Below are 12,617 nucleotides of genomic sequence, written 5' to 3'. Positions count from 1 at the left end.
TATATATTTTTGTTAAATTTATCCTATGGACAGAACAAGTTTAATTAAAGGTCATTTAGAGATGTGTGTGTTATCTATTTTGTCAAAGGGAAAAAGTTATGGATATGAAATTATGAAGGAGTTAGAAAGACACAATTTAAAACTGAAAGGAGTAGGAAGCATTTATCCCATTTTGACTAAGCTTAAAGATCAAGAATGGGTTCATACTTACCGCGAAATGACGGAAAGTGGTAAGGTTAGAGTTTATTATGAAATTAATGAAAAAGGGGAAATGTATCTTCAGAAAAAAATCAACGAGTGGTTGGAGTTACAACAGGATATAAAATCCCTACTGCAAAGTGGTTTGAAAGGAGAACAGTTAGAATGAACATGAAATTGAGCAAGGAGGAAACACAATTTTTAAACGAAATTCTCGAAGAGTTAAAACAATACAAAATAAGTTCAAAGAACAGAAAAATCATTAAGCAGCAACTTTTAGAGCATATACAAGAATGTCGTGAACACGGCCAAAATAGTATAAATGATTTAGGGGATACAACAACATTTATCAAAGATTTTTTAGAAATGAATGAAATTGATCTTCATTCTGAAATAAAACAGATACGAAAATCAAAAAATAGAACAGGCATTTTATTTGTGATTGGATTCTTTACTTCAATTGTTACCTACCTCATTTCACAACTTCTACTATCTATGTTTTTAACAGAATCATTTAACCCACTGCATACTAATAATTCGTTTGACTATAATATTTTGTATCAGATAGCAGATAACTCTTGGTGGAACTCTCTGTTAATGATGACTAGCATTTCTATTTCTGCACTAATTTCCATGCTAGTAGTGTTTTATATACGAAAAGTAAATATAAGCAGGTGAAATTTAATATGAAAATACTAAAATTCATGATCATTTTTATATGCTTATTATGGAATGTAGTTATTTTATTTCTACCAGCTTCGAAAGTCTCCGCAGAAAAAGATATTAAGAATACGATAGACAGCTACGTTGAAACTTTTTTAAAAGAACATCGAATTCCAGGAGCCTCAATTGCGATTGTTCATGAAAATGATATTTTTTATTCTAAAGCATGGGGGGGAACGGGAGAAACCGAAGAAAAAGTCACTACTAAAACTCCCTTTACTATAGGATCGATAAGTAAATCATTAACAGGTTTAGCTATAATGAAATTAATGGAAGAAGGTAAAGTTCACCTTGAAGATCCAGTTCAAAAGTACATCCCATGGTTTACACTGAAAGATAAAGAAGCAGCATCGAAAATAACAATTAAGCATTTACTTTCTCATTCAAGTGGAATCAGTACGTATTCTGGTTTATCAATATCAGATAAAGAATCTAAAGATGTTAATGCTATAAAAGATAATGTGGAAAGTCTATCAAATGTTGTGCTTACTGCTCCACCTGGAAAAAAACATCAATACAGTAATGCAAATTTCGTAATTCTCGGTGCTCTTATTGAAGAAGTTACCAATCAAACATATTCTGACTACATGAAGCAAGAGGTTTTTTTACCATTAGGTATGAAGAATGCAGCAGCTGATAATGATTCGGCGTATAAAAAAGGATATTTAGCTGGCTATCAGTCATGGTTTGGAATTCCTCGGAAAAGTTCAATAACATATGATAATGGCGGTGCGCCATATGGATACATAACAGCAAGTGCGGAAGATATGGTTCAATATATAAAATTCCTTAGTGGACAAGAGAATGCCGATTTTTTAACTGAAAACATGATGAATCTTTATGTATCACCGCATGTTCAAACGGGTGAAACCCGTTACTACGGATTAGGGGTAAGAATTACAAATCCAGATTCTGAGAAGAAAATGATATGGCATTCAGGTTCGACTCCTGATTCACATGCAGAAATGTTTTTTATACCGGAAACGGGTTGGGGTGGTGTGATCCTCACCAATAAAAATCATATTCTAGAAGAAGAGGCGCTTTCCTATTTGAAGCAAGGTATTATAAATATAATAAATGGAGAGAAACCTGTTGATATTCCTTCAAATACTCCTATTGTCCAATTGGTTACACTGGGGACGATATGCTTACTTTTTGCAATGCTCGTTTATTTGTTGGTAAAGGTGAAATCCAAAAAAATTCATAAAAAAAGTATATGGTGCATTTCAGGCATTATTTTCTTCGTGTTATCAATTGCTATCATTCCGGCACTCATTTATAGTGCGGATTCTCCATGGCATGCGATTTATGTGTTTTCTCCAGATTTAGCTTATTTATCAATTGGAATAGTTATTCTTTTTGCTCTTAATGGATTGTTTTCTATCATCATCGCTTTTAAACAAAATTTACAAGTGAAGTATTTTAACAGTTAAATATCTAATCGCATAAAGGGGAGACATCGTAATGGATCTTACATTCAAATCAGAAAAAACGTGTTTCAACTATCGAGTCGGCGCAATATGTATACATAATAATAAAATGTTAATGATTCAAAATGAAGGAGAAGATTTCTGGTATGTACCGGGCGGACGAGTACAGATGCTAGAAAGTAGTGAAGCGGCGGTGAAGAGAGAACTTAGGGAAGAACTTGGAGTAGATGTGGATGTGAAAAGGTTGCTTTGGATGGCTGAAACTTTCTTTACATATGATGAACATCAATTTCATGAAATTAGTTTTTATTATGAAGTAAACTTACTGGAGCAACCTGCAAAAGGAGCGGATTCTTTCATTCTTGAAGAAGATGGTAGAAGATATATATTTCAATGGGTGCCTTTCGAGCATATAAGTGAATACAACTTGAAACCAGATTTTTTGAAGGATAAAGTGAATGATTTGCCTATTCATATTGAACATATTGTTAGGAGTGAATAAAAAGAGAGAGAAAGGCGGGGGGAGTTCAATAGACATATTACACTTTCTAATATGAGAGCTATTCCCTTTTCTAATATGAGAGCTATTCCCTTTTCTAATTCATATGAGATTACACCGATAGATAATTATGGGAAATATACCAAGGTAAGTATAAGGTTCCAAAGTCTGTATTAAAAACAGTATTCCTAAATATGGAATAATAGTATGATAAAAGAGAAGCACAAGAAAAATGGGGGGACTACTATGATTACATTAGAGCAGAAGCTGGAGCAGTACATACACATATATGCACAGTTGAAGGGAGAACTAAAGTGGAAAACGAGCGATTCTCGGACAGGGATGATGATTGCCGCTATGTATGCAGGCAGTGATAAGCCATTTCATCTTGGACGATTTTTAGAGATTAGTAGTTATATTAAAGATCAGGTAGGAATGTTTTCATACTTAAAGTCTTATCATCGCTTTGTGGTTGCGGCAACATTAGATATTCACTTTCCACATTACAAAGAAGCGTTTCGGAAGTTTCTAGACTTATATGAACGATTAGTTGCTGGTGGCTTTAGCAGAAGTATATTCACTTATCTGGCAGCAGCTGCACTTTTACCAGAAGAAAATGGGCAGTATGATACACGTATTCAGCGATCCATGCAAGTATATAAACGTATGAAAGAGGATCACTTCTTTCTTACAGGACAAAATGATTATCCGCTCGCTGTTTTATTAGCAGGGCAACAAGAGAAAGTAGAAACGCTTATGGACCGAGTGGAACGTCTCTATCAGAAGTTGGCGGCAGCTGGCATGCGCAAAGGGAATGATCTTCAATTTTTGAGTCATATTCTTTCTCTAAAGAAGGATGTTAGTGAAGATATTTTAGTAGCGCGATACATAAACATATGGAATTCGTTAAAGCAAGAAAAAGTAAAGGTGAAACAGATGCATTATCCGGCAATTGGACTACTAGCTTTGCTTGAAGATGGAGAGAAAGAGGTCCGTTCTGTTCAGGCATTTATTGAGAAATTGCAAGGTGATAAGTTATTCCGCTGGCATACGGATGTAAGTATTCTGATTGCGATTCAATTGTACGTAAGTCAGAAAGGTGCGGAAAGTCACGCTGCCAATACAGGATTACAAACAATGATAGAGGTCCTCATACAAGCGCAGCAGGCAGCTATGATAGCAGCAATTACCGCTTCTTCCGCAGCAGCCTCTTCTGCTAGTAGTGGTTCATAACGTGCAAATTGCTGTATGAATGCAAGCGTACTGTCGCTATACTTAAGATTTTCCAAAAGAGCTACATACATTCATCTTATTTTACGAAAAAATCGCTTATCTGTTGATAAGTGATTTTTTGTTTCAACGTGATCCTCTATTTTATCATTTTAACCGAGAAGACCCCTCCTCTAAACGAAGTGAAGGTGGGGGATGAATCGGTTTTTTCTTTTTAAAGAAAAGATCTCTTTTTTGTAGAACGTATGTTTGTTTTGTTGTATAATGACCTTATCAAATAAAATGAGGTGAAAACAGGTGAAGAGAGCTTATTTTTCGAAACGAATCTATAAAACAGATTTACCCCATGAGATGGTAGATGTAGTCACACAGACAATCGAAACATTTAATCGAGCGAAACGATTTGCATTTCAAACGATTGTTCGGGAAAAACGTTGGAACCGTAAGATGCATACAGATAGTCTTCACCTAGTTCTCAAGCGGAACTATCAATTGAATGATTACTATGCAAACAGTGCGGTGCAAGAAGCAAAGGCGTTGTTTACAAGCTTAATGGAGTTACAAAAACTATATGAGAAACAAACACAAGAGAAGCTTAAGAAACTCAAGAAAAAGTTAAAACAAGAACGGACAAAACTAACAAATCTTCGTACAATCAAACAAAGTTGTGTGAAAGGAAAGCTGACGTTTCCAAAAAACGCCCGCTTTGCGAAGCGCAACAACCTCATCTCCTTATCCCGCAAAAAAGATACCTTAATTTGGCTGAGTGAATATCTATTTGAGCACCAATACTTAGATGTTCAAATCAAAAGAATTCAGGCGAAAATCGGCCTTTTAAACCACAGACAATACCGTTTAACCCAGAAACTTACATCCTATAAAACGCATATTCCAAGCGCAGTATTTGGAAGCAAAAAACTGTTTCGGTCTCAATTTACCACCCGTGAGTTTGTACGTAACCACGACAAATGGAAAACAGTATTTTCTCGTGCTCGAAATAAACAACTGATATTATCTGGCCGGAAAGATGCTAAATATGGGAATTTTGTGTTTCAGTATATGCCTGAGACAAAGGAATTATGGATGACGATAAGCTCTGGAAAAACACTTCAGTTTCCCTCTGTTACATTTCCGTATGGACAAGAAGTCATTGAAGAAGTCATCACAACCCAATTACAGTGTAAGAATAAGAAAAAGCAGGGCAAACCGATTGCGTGGTCTGTGGAAGACTATGGTTCGTATTATATTGTGAAATGCTTAGTCGAGGTACCGGAAAATCCACAAACGAATTACAGTACATCAGATGGCGTGATGGGTGTAGATTGTAATCTCGAACATTTTGCTTGGGCAAATGTAACAAAGGATGGGAATTAAGTGGTTCTCTTCGTTTTTCTATCATGGGTAAATCCACAGGACAAATCACAAAAATCATCGAAGGGGAAGCCATTCGCTTAGTCGACTTAGCGGAGCGGTATAATAAGCCGATTGTAATAGAGAAGTTAGATACAACCCAATCAAAAACAGGGGATCGTTATGGAAACAAACGAGCGAATCGAATGAAGAGCATGTTCGCTTATGAGAAGATGACAAGTGCGATCCGCAGTCGTGCAGATAAAAGGGGCGTGGCTGTCTTTCAAGTGAATCCCGCTTACACTTCGATTTCCGGAAAGATGAAATATATGCGGAAATTCGGCATCTCTATTCATCAATCCGCAGCTTTTACGATTGGACGCCGTGGGCTAAGGTATAAAGAAAAAGTGCCCCAGGTACTGCAGCCTTATATTCCAAAGAAAGACGCACATCACTGGAATCATTGGCATCAATTACACAATCGATTGGATATTCGCACACATCATTTCTATCAGCTATACGATGTGAATCAACCAAAAGAAGCCTTACAAATCAAACGGTTACACTTGTTTGAAAGTGAAAAGAAAAAGCTAGCAAAATTATTTGTATCATAAAAAAGAACACTTTGTCCCAGATTTTTACGCTTATTACCAGAGCAGATAAAAAAAGTCTAGGAACTGGACGCATGACAAGGTGTTCTACGCCTCGATATAAGAAAAAGGTAGCTGTACCTGTTTTGTTTTCCTCGGGAGATAGGATAGGTTGTCTTAGGGACACTACCGGACTTCTATATCGTTGTATCCTCTTTGTTGAACGAGGGGAACTGTTTTTGTCCGAGCAGAAGCAGGAGAATCCCCCACCTCAAGCTCGTTTAGAGGTAGGTGGGGGTAGTTCAATGGATAAGTTCACTGAAGAACACATTAACGAGCTAGAAAAAATCTGTGCATCGTCATCGGATTTGGATTTTATAGATGCGAATGTGATATGGTTTGAATACCTTGAAAGTAATTATTCATTCTTTTCAACAATGTTAAAAAGTAAAGGAGCATCTTATTTTCGTAGTCGGTTCCTTGAATTTGTCATCGAAGAGTTAAAAGATGAAGTAAATGTAAACGAAGGGAAAAATCAAGGGTTAAGTAAAGAGATTATTATTCAATTCTTAGGAGTAGCGATTGTAGGAATCGTAGAATCGTATTTCACGAATGAATTAAATGAACCATCTCGTGTCGTTGCGGAGCAGGTGGGAATATTGTTAGAGAGAAATTTATAATTTGAGCAGAATGAATAAAACCTCTTTGTAAAAGGAAAGAGGTTTTATTTTTTTATGTCAGCAAAAAATAAATAAACAAAAGGGTTGCATTTTAAATTTTAATTGGGTATATTAATTGATGTATCAATCATTGATATGTCAATTAATTGTGTAATACCTTTGCAAAGGAGGAGTACATTGACTAATTCATGTTCAAAGGAAGCGATTATTTTATATAAAATACACTTTCTTAATAAAGAAGTAAGTTCGAAGTTTGAAGGTTGTACAGGTATGAGTCAATCTAGGCTGGAGCTTATACTTCAGCTATATGAGGTTGATGAAATTAGTCAAAAAGCACTTCAACAAGAAGTGAATATTGATAATGCTGCGGTTACAAGACATTTAAAGCAACTTGAAGAAAATGGAATGATTACAAGACGTAAAAATCCAGATGATAACAGGGTTACTTTAGTTTCTCTTACGAAAGATGGACGAAATAAAGTTCATGCCTTTCAAGAAGAGAAAGAGCGCTTTGCAGCGACTGCTTTAAAAGGTTTAAGTGAAGAAGAGTGCGATAACCTTTTAAATATGTTAAATCGCATTGAAGAAAACATACAAGAAGTCTAAATATAAAATGAAAAAGGGAGATTACATCTATGAGTAACGTAACAAAAATTAATGATTTTACAGAAATTTTAACAGGACGTCGTTCAATTCGTAAATACGATACAACTGTGAAAATTAGCAAAGAAGAAATGACAGAAATCTTAACTGAAGCAACGCTTGCGCCATCTTCAGTAAACATGCAGCCTTGGCGTTTCCTTGTGATTGATAGTGAGGAAGGAAAAGCAACACTTGCGCCGCTTGCGAAATTTAATCAACTTCAAGTAGAAACATCTTCAGCAATGATCGCTGTATTTGGTGATTTACAAAACTTTGATAATGCGGAAGAGATTTATGGCACAGCAGTTGAACGTGGGCTTATGCCAGCAGAAGTGAAAGAAGATCAAATGCAAAAGCTTTCTGCGTATTTCTCTATGGTTTCACCAGAAGTGATGAGAGATACAGTTTTAATTGATGGTGGTCTTGCATCTATGCAGCTTATGTTAGCGGCTCGTGCGCATGGATATGATACATGTCCAATTGGCGGCTTTGAAAAAGATCAAATCGCAGAAGCTTTCGGTTTAGAGAAAGATCGTTATGTACCAGTTATGCTAATTTCAATTGGAAAAGCAGCTGATAGTGGATACCAATCGGTTCGTCTTCCAATCGATAAAATTGCTCAGTGGAAGTAATTTTAAATAGGAGAGGGGAAGTACCATGATCATTATTCACGCAGTATTTCAAGTAGCCCCAGCAAAACAACAAGCATTTATAGAAGAAATTAGGCCGTTAATTCGTGCTTCAAGAGAAGAAAGTGGAAACGTATCATACAATTTATATAAAGATACTGAAAAAGAAAGTGTGTATACAATGGTAGAGGTTTGGCAAGATGCAGAAGCAGTTGCTAGTCACAATACAAGTGAACACTTTACTTCTTTTGTTAAAAAAGCGAATCAATTTTTAACGGCTCCGTTAGATATTAAGGTTTATGATGGACAACTAGTAAAATGATAAATACCCCCTCGATTACTCTAACATAGAGCCCTCGAGGGGGTATTTTATTTTTTCTTCTTTTTCAATGTTTTTTGATAGGCGTAAAGTTTATTTACTTCTTCTTTAAATTCACCGAAAAGTTCAGTGTTCTCCTGATCAGCATATCGTACAGTATTGTAAGCTTTTATAATCGTATCCACTTCAATAGAGACATCTTCCTCTGTCTGAATTCGCTCCATCCATGCGTCAACCGTTTCACCGCGGTTTCTGTTTAAAGGTGGTTTTAATTTCTTTTCTAGTTTAAAAATTTCTTTGCGAATGGCGTTCGTTGGTGGGCGCGTCAATCTGGTTGCTTTTTGCAGTATACCTTCCTCTTGAATAACTGTACCAGGGTTATAAAAGGATATATTCCCGAGATGAAAAGATTTCCTCTTTTTATACAGCTTCCAAATTACAAATATAGCGATGATTCCAATGATAGAAGCAGTAACGGATTGAGCGATAAAAGGATCATATTCTCTTTCAGGCGGGGGAATCTCTGTAGTTGATCCCCCAAGCTTTTCTATTGCGTCTGTAGCATCATTTGGATTTGTAATAGATAATAAAGCTTCAATACCATAGCCAAAAACAAGTGATACCCAGTAGAAAAGATACGAAAGTACGATACGCATATACGGAATAGATAAGAAGAATAGAAAACAGACTGTTCCGATGGCTGTGATAGATAAAAAACGAATTACTTTTTGATCTTTATTATAACTTGTAATCCAAAGTGACAGTAGAATAAATAAAGTGAATAAGCCTAGTACCCATAGAGAAGGTAACTTCATTAAATGAAGAAAATAAGAAACAACGAACCATAAAAAGGCACCTAGCATTTTATGGTATGCTGTTATGTCATCCCTTGCATGTATGATGTAAAAGAAGAACGGAAGTAAGATAGAGCTAACAATAGAAAAGATAGAAAATACGTAACAAAGTATAACTTGTAGAATAAATAGTAAAATGAAAGCTCTTCGTTTATTGGTCTTCATTTTATGAATGGGAATCGTACAAAGAAAGCTAATGATTAAAAATAGGATGATGGAAATCGTTCTTCCTTGCTCCGTTAATAGTGAAAGAAGGAGTAAGAGAAGAAAATCGTTAACGTAATGGAGCCATGTTTTCAAGTTGTTCCACCATCCCTTCATCCGTAATCAGATACATTTGTTGCTTCATATTTGGTACGTCCTCTTTTCGTATTCCTATAAAGAATAGAATGGAAGAGCGTTCTTTTTTTCTATCCAAATAGTGAAGGAAGCTTTCACGAGGAAGCAATGTACTGTCCTCGGAAATACGAGCAAGCTCTTCTAATGCTTTTGCATAGTGTAAGTGACCGTCATTTAATACAAGGTATAAGGGGCCGTCTTCTGTAAAAATACTAACAAACAATTCAAAGGGAATTTGTCTTTCAGTTGCGAACTGACACAAATAAGATGTGTAAGAAATAAGATCTTCAATATTTTCTCTCCAGCCAAATCCGCGATTTGCTCCTAAGTAAAGAGATATGGTCCAACTATAATTTTTTATCGCTTCATATTGTTTTGCTTGTAAAGTTTGCATTTTAGCAGATGCTTTCCAATGAATACTTCGAAAAGATTCTCTTTCATATTTCTTTATACCAACAATGGAAGATTCATCATGAAAATAAGAAAAGTTTGTTTTATAAGTACCGATTGCCAATTGATGTATCTCTTGTAACCCTGCAACACGCTTTAAAGTAGGGTAAACGATAATTTCAGTCTTCAATTTATCTACAGTAGGCAGATGAACTTGAATGATATGAAATGGGTCACCTATAATACATTCAAATTGCTCAACCTTAAAAACACCACGCTTTGTAGCTGTAAACGATAGCTCCCATTTTTGTTCTGACTTTGCAGGCTGTGAAAAGCGAAAAGAAAATAAAGTTTTAGATATTTGCTCAACACCAGTTGTCTTATTTGGTATTAAGGCTGGATTGATATGTAAAAAGCAAGCTCCATTCACTAAAGGAAGTTTTGCATTGTTCTGTAAATGAACTGATAAACTTCCTGTTTCATCAGGAAATAAGCGTGTTGTTTGTTTTTTATCGATAATTTGAAAATGCTTATCTATGTAAGCTGTATAACGATAAATAAAATAAGCAAATAAATAATAAAACAAAAATGGGACAACTAAATATGAATTTGTTACATAGAACGCTAGAAATAAAGCGACTGGGATTGTTAATTTAATAATATGATGCTGGAAAAATAATGGAACGGTTACAATACGTGTATAATTCATGCTTGCTCAATCTCCACCGGAACGTCTACTTCAGTCAAAATACTTTCAATTAACTTTTGTTTTGTTGTTCGCAGTGCACCTTCCATTGATAAAATGAGACGATGTTTCCATACGTAAGGAAGTAAGAATTGTATATCTTCAGGCGTACAGTATTCACGACCATGTAAAAAGGCTAATGCTTGTACCGCCCTGACTAAGGCAAGTGTTGCGCGTGGACTGACACCGTTGGCGATATAATCATGATCACGCGAAGCGTTGGCAAGTTGAATGATATAGTGCTCTATCGGTTCGGATACGTGTATTTCTTTTACCTTTTGTTGTACTTGTAAAATTTCTTCTAAAGTGATAACGGAACGAATGTTATCTAAAGGCTTGTTATTTCGAAAACGGCGCATCATTTTTAATTCATCTTCTGGAGAAGGATAGCCAATAGAAATGGTCATTAAAAAACGATCTAGCTGTGCATCTGGAAGAGGAAAAGTCCCTTGTGATTCAATTGGATTTTGCGTTGCAATGACAAAGAACGGTTTAGGAAGAGGTGTGGACTGCTTTTCGAGGGTCACTTGGCGCTCTTCCATTGCTTCTAATAAACTAGATTGTGTTCTAGGCATAGCTCGGTTTATTTCATCTGCTAGCAATATATTTGTCATAACTGGTCCAAATCTTAATTCAAATTCACTCGTTTTAGGATTGAAATATTCGATTCCTGTCACGTCACTTGGAAGCACATCGGGAGTGAATTGAACACGAGAAAACCCGCCGCCAATACTTTTTGCAATTGTCTTAGCGAGTAATGTTTTACCAGTTCCGGGCACATCCTCAAGTAACACATGACCATCTGCAAGTAATGAAACAAGGAGTAAATCAACCACGTTTTCTTTTCCAACAAAAACTGAACTTATATTTTCTTTTAATTTATGTATCATATGTATCATCCTTTCAAAACGTAGACAAGTGTATTTGTTATATTTTAACAAATTTTTCTGAAAATTAGTATAATAATATTTTTGTATAAGGTAAATATCAAATTCTTCAAAAGTAACTTCTTTTTAGTTGTATTTATTTGGAATACGCTATATAATATCGACATACGATGTATCGTAAGTCGATATATCGTATGTCGATGCATCGGAGGTAGTTATAATGAGTGTGAAAGCACAGAAATATATTCCATTAACAGAGGCAACGTATTATATTTTATTGTCATTAGTAAAGCCAATGCATGGATATGGGATTATGCAAATGGTGGAAGAAATGACGAATGGGGAAGTAAAACTCGGACCCGGTACGTTATATGGGAACACGACAAAGCTATTGAAAGAAAAACTAATTGTTGAAGTAGCGTCTACAGATAGAAAGAAGTGTTATGTATTAACTCCAATTGGTAGAGAAGTGTTAGAACTTGAATTTAAAAGGTTACAACGTTCTGTTCGAAATGGAAGAAATATGTTAGAAGAGGGGATGTAACATGGAAGTTAAGAAGACGTTAAAATTTTTTGCGGCGTGGAACCTAGAAAAAGAAGAGGCCTATTTAAGAGAAATGCATCAAAAGGGCTGGGCATTCCAGAAATATAATTTTATGTATACCTTTAAGAAAACGGAGCCGAAGGATGTTGTTTATAAAGCAGATTTCAAATTAGATAATCGAAATTCACAAATGAATCAAAAAGAATACATTGAAATATATGAAATGTCTGGCTGGAAGCATGTCACAAGCTTTACGAAGTGGCATTATTTTTGCAAAGAAGTAGATGATGATAATGAATTACCTGATATTTATTCGGAAAAAGAAACGAAGATTGAAAAAATGATGGATTTAATGAGATTCTTTGCGCTTATCTTTGCTCTTATGATACCAGGTATGTATTTGAATTACTTAGGGCCTTCGGTCAATAGTCCCATTTGGATGAAAATTATTCTAGGGCTTTGTGGGTGTATAGATGTATATGTATTGATAAGGTTATTTTGGAAGATACGAAAATTTAAAAAAGAAGTTTTGTGAACGACGCGGTTTCAAAACAAAGTAAAGTTTCAT

At 35.4% G+C, this 12,617-nt stretch carries 16 protein-coding genes; 13 read left to right on the top strand and 3 right to left on the bottom strand.

Translation table 11 applies throughout. From position 1 onward, the window contains the following. Positions 1 to 25 precede the first annotated feature (25 nt). From AAIE21_RS12360 to AAIE21_RS12310, 11 genes are all read left to right on the top strand, one after another. The gene (locus tag AAIE21_RS12360; RefSeq protein ID WP_343267058.1) at positions 26 to 367 is read left to right on the top strand and encodes a PadR family transcriptional regulator; all 342 of its coding nucleotides are present in this window, start codon (positions 26 to 28) and stop codon (positions 365 to 367) included. Continuing rightward, positions 364 to 876, top strand: coding sequence for a hypothetical protein (locus AAIE21_RS12355; protein ID WP_343267057.1), 513 nt, complete (start codon positions 364 to 366; stop codon positions 874 to 876). The genes AAIE21_RS12360 and AAIE21_RS12355 overlap by 4 nt, the downstream gene beginning before the upstream one ends. 8 nt (positions 877 to 884) lie before the next feature. Continuing rightward, a complete protein-coding gene (locus AAIE21_RS12350; RefSeq protein WP_343267056.1) occupies positions 885 to 2,354 on the top strand; it encodes a serine hydrolase domain-containing protein in 1,470 nt (489 codons plus the stop codon). A 31-nt stretch (positions 2,355 to 2,385) separates the two neighbouring features. Next, positions 2,386 to 2,853 (top strand): NUDIX hydrolase, encoded by a 468-nt coding sequence (locus AAIE21_RS12345; RefSeq protein ID WP_343267055.1) that lies wholly within the window; start codon positions 2,386 to 2,388, stop codon positions 2,851 to 2,853. A 243-nt stretch (positions 2,854 to 3,096) separates the two neighbouring features. Next, on the top strand, positions 3,097 to 4,083 hold the full coding sequence (locus AAIE21_RS12340) for a DUF4003 domain-containing protein (RefSeq protein WP_343267054.1): 987 nt from the start codon (positions 3,097 to 3,099) through the stop codon (positions 4,081 to 4,083). A 294-nt stretch (positions 4,084 to 4,377) separates the two neighbouring features. Next, the gene (locus AAIE21_RS12335; RefSeq protein ID WP_343267053.1) at positions 4,378 to 5,454 is read left to right on the top strand and encodes an IS200/IS605 family accessory protein TnpB-related protein; all 1,077 of its coding nucleotides are present in this window, start codon (positions 4,378 to 4,380) and stop codon (positions 5,452 to 5,454) included. Beyond that, positions 5,424 to 6,044, top strand: coding sequence for an IS200/IS605 family accessory protein TnpB-related protein (locus AAIE21_RS12330; protein ID WP_343267052.1), 621 nt, complete (start codon positions 5,424 to 5,426; stop codon positions 6,042 to 6,044). The genes AAIE21_RS12335 and AAIE21_RS12330 overlap by 31 nt, the downstream gene beginning before the upstream one ends. Before the next feature lie 281 nt (positions 6,045 to 6,325). Further along, positions 6,326 to 6,700 carry a TetR-like C-terminal domain-containing protein gene (locus AAIE21_RS12325; protein WP_343267051.1) on the top strand — a complete coding sequence of 125 codons (375 nt, stop codon included), beginning with the start codon at positions 6,326 to 6,328 and terminating at the stop codon, positions 6,698 to 6,700. Between the two features lie 177 nt (positions 6,701 to 6,877). After that, a complete protein-coding gene (locus AAIE21_RS12320; protein WP_343267050.1) occupies positions 6,878 to 7,306 on the top strand; it encodes a MarR family winged helix-turn-helix transcriptional regulator in 429 nt (142 codons plus the stop codon). 29 nt (positions 7,307 to 7,335) lie between these two features. Continuing rightward, a complete protein-coding gene (locus tag AAIE21_RS12315; protein ID WP_000073327.1) occupies positions 7,336 to 7,974 on the top strand; it encodes a nitroreductase family protein in 639 nt (212 codons plus the stop codon). A 25-nt stretch (positions 7,975 to 7,999) separates the two neighbouring features. Beyond that, positions 8,000 to 8,293, top strand: coding sequence for a putative quinol monooxygenase (locus AAIE21_RS12310; protein ID WP_343267049.1), 294 nt, complete (start codon positions 8,000 to 8,002; stop codon positions 8,291 to 8,293). A 47-nt stretch (positions 8,294 to 8,340) separates the two neighbouring features. Here the strand turns inward: AAIE21_RS12310 and AAIE21_RS12305 are convergent, their stop codons facing one another. The 3 genes from AAIE21_RS12305 to AAIE21_RS12295 are packed head-to-tail and all read right to left on the bottom strand — an operon-like array spanning position 8,341 to position 11,508. Beyond that, on the bottom strand, positions 8,341 to 9,444 hold the full coding sequence (locus AAIE21_RS12305) for a DUF4018 domain-containing protein (RefSeq protein ID WP_343267048.1): 1,104 nt from the start codon (positions 9,442 to 9,444) through the stop codon (positions 8,341 to 8,343). Further along, the gene (locus tag AAIE21_RS12300; RefSeq protein ID WP_343267047.1) at positions 9,419 to 10,582 is read right to left on the bottom strand and encodes a DUF58 domain-containing protein; all 1,164 of its coding nucleotides are present in this window, start codon (positions 10,580 to 10,582) and stop codon (positions 9,419 to 9,421) included. Before AAIE21_RS12300 ends, AAIE21_RS12305 begins: the two co-directional genes overlap by 26 nt. After that, complete coding sequence (locus AAIE21_RS12295; RefSeq protein WP_343267046.1) at positions 10,579 to 11,508, bottom strand: AAA family ATPase; 930 nt, start codon at positions 11,506 to 11,508, stop codon at positions 10,579 to 10,581. The genes AAIE21_RS12300 and AAIE21_RS12295 overlap by 4 nt, the downstream gene beginning before the upstream one ends. Before the next feature lie 217 nt (positions 11,509 to 11,725). Between AAIE21_RS12295 and AAIE21_RS12290 the strand changes: the two genes are divergently transcribed. Both AAIE21_RS12290 and AAIE21_RS12285 read left to right on the top strand, forming a co-directional pair. Next, positions 11,726 to 12,049 (top strand): PadR family transcriptional regulator, encoded by a 324-nt coding sequence (locus AAIE21_RS12290; RefSeq protein WP_343267045.1) that lies wholly within the window; start codon positions 11,726 to 11,728, stop codon positions 12,047 to 12,049. A 1-nt stretch (position 12,050) separates the two neighbouring features. Then, complete coding sequence (locus tag AAIE21_RS12285; RefSeq protein WP_343267044.1) at positions 12,051 to 12,584, top strand: DUF2812 domain-containing protein; 534 nt, start codon at positions 12,051 to 12,053, stop codon at positions 12,582 to 12,584. The last annotated feature ends 33 nt before the right edge of the window (positions 12,585 to 12,617 follow it).

It is taken from the genome of Paenibacillus sp. 102, assembly GCF_039549175.1.
Lineage (GTDB): Bacteria > Bacillota > Bacilli > Bacillales > Bacillaceae_G > Bacillus_A.
The sequence above is the reverse complement of the archived record's forward strand: the minus strand, read 5'-3'. Positions and strand labels throughout refer to the sequence as shown.

Bases quoted from the DNA above. Each gene is read 5' to 3' on its own strand.
- AAIE21_RS12360 (WP_343267058.1), top strand. From the start codon at position 26: ATGGACAGAACAAGTTTAATTAAAGGTCATTTAGAGATGTGTGTGTTA.
- AAIE21_RS12355 (WP_343267057.1), top strand. From the start codon at position 364: ATGAACATGAAATTGAGCAAGGAGGAAACACAATTTTTAAACGAAATT.
- AAIE21_RS12350 (WP_343267056.1), top strand. From the start codon at position 885: ATGAAAATACTAAAATTCATGATCATTTTTATATGCTTATTATGGAAT.
- AAIE21_RS12345 (WP_343267055.1), top strand. From the start codon at position 2,386: ATGGATCTTACATTCAAATCAGAAAAAACGTGTTTCAACTATCGAGTC.
- AAIE21_RS12340 (WP_343267054.1), top strand. From the start codon at position 3,097: ATGATTACATTAGAGCAGAAGCTGGAGCAGTACATACACATATATGCA.
- AAIE21_RS12325 (WP_343267051.1), top strand. From the start codon at position 6,326: ATGGATAAGTTCACTGAAGAACACATTAACGAGCTAGAAAAAATCTGT.
- AAIE21_RS12315 (WP_000073327.1), top strand. From the start codon at position 7,336: ATGAGTAACGTAACAAAAATTAATGATTTTACAGAAATTTTAACAGGA.
- AAIE21_RS12310 (WP_343267049.1), top strand. From the start codon at position 8,000: ATGATCATTATTCACGCAGTATTTCAAGTAGCCCCAGCAAAACAACAA.
- AAIE21_RS12300 (WP_343267047.1), bottom strand. From the start codon at position 10,582: ATGAATTATACACGTATTGTAACCGTTCCATTATTTTTCCAGCATCAT.
- AAIE21_RS12295 (WP_343267046.1), bottom strand. From the start codon at position 11,508: ATGATACATAAATTAAAAGAAAATATAAGTTCAGTTTTTGTTGGAAAA.
- AAIE21_RS12290 (WP_343267045.1), top strand. From the start codon at position 11,726: ATGAGTGTGAAAGCACAGAAATATATTCCATTAACAGAGGCAACGTAT.
- AAIE21_RS12285 (WP_343267044.1), top strand. From the start codon at position 12,051: ATGGAAGTTAAGAAGACGTTAAAATTTTTTGCGGCGTGGAACCTAGAA.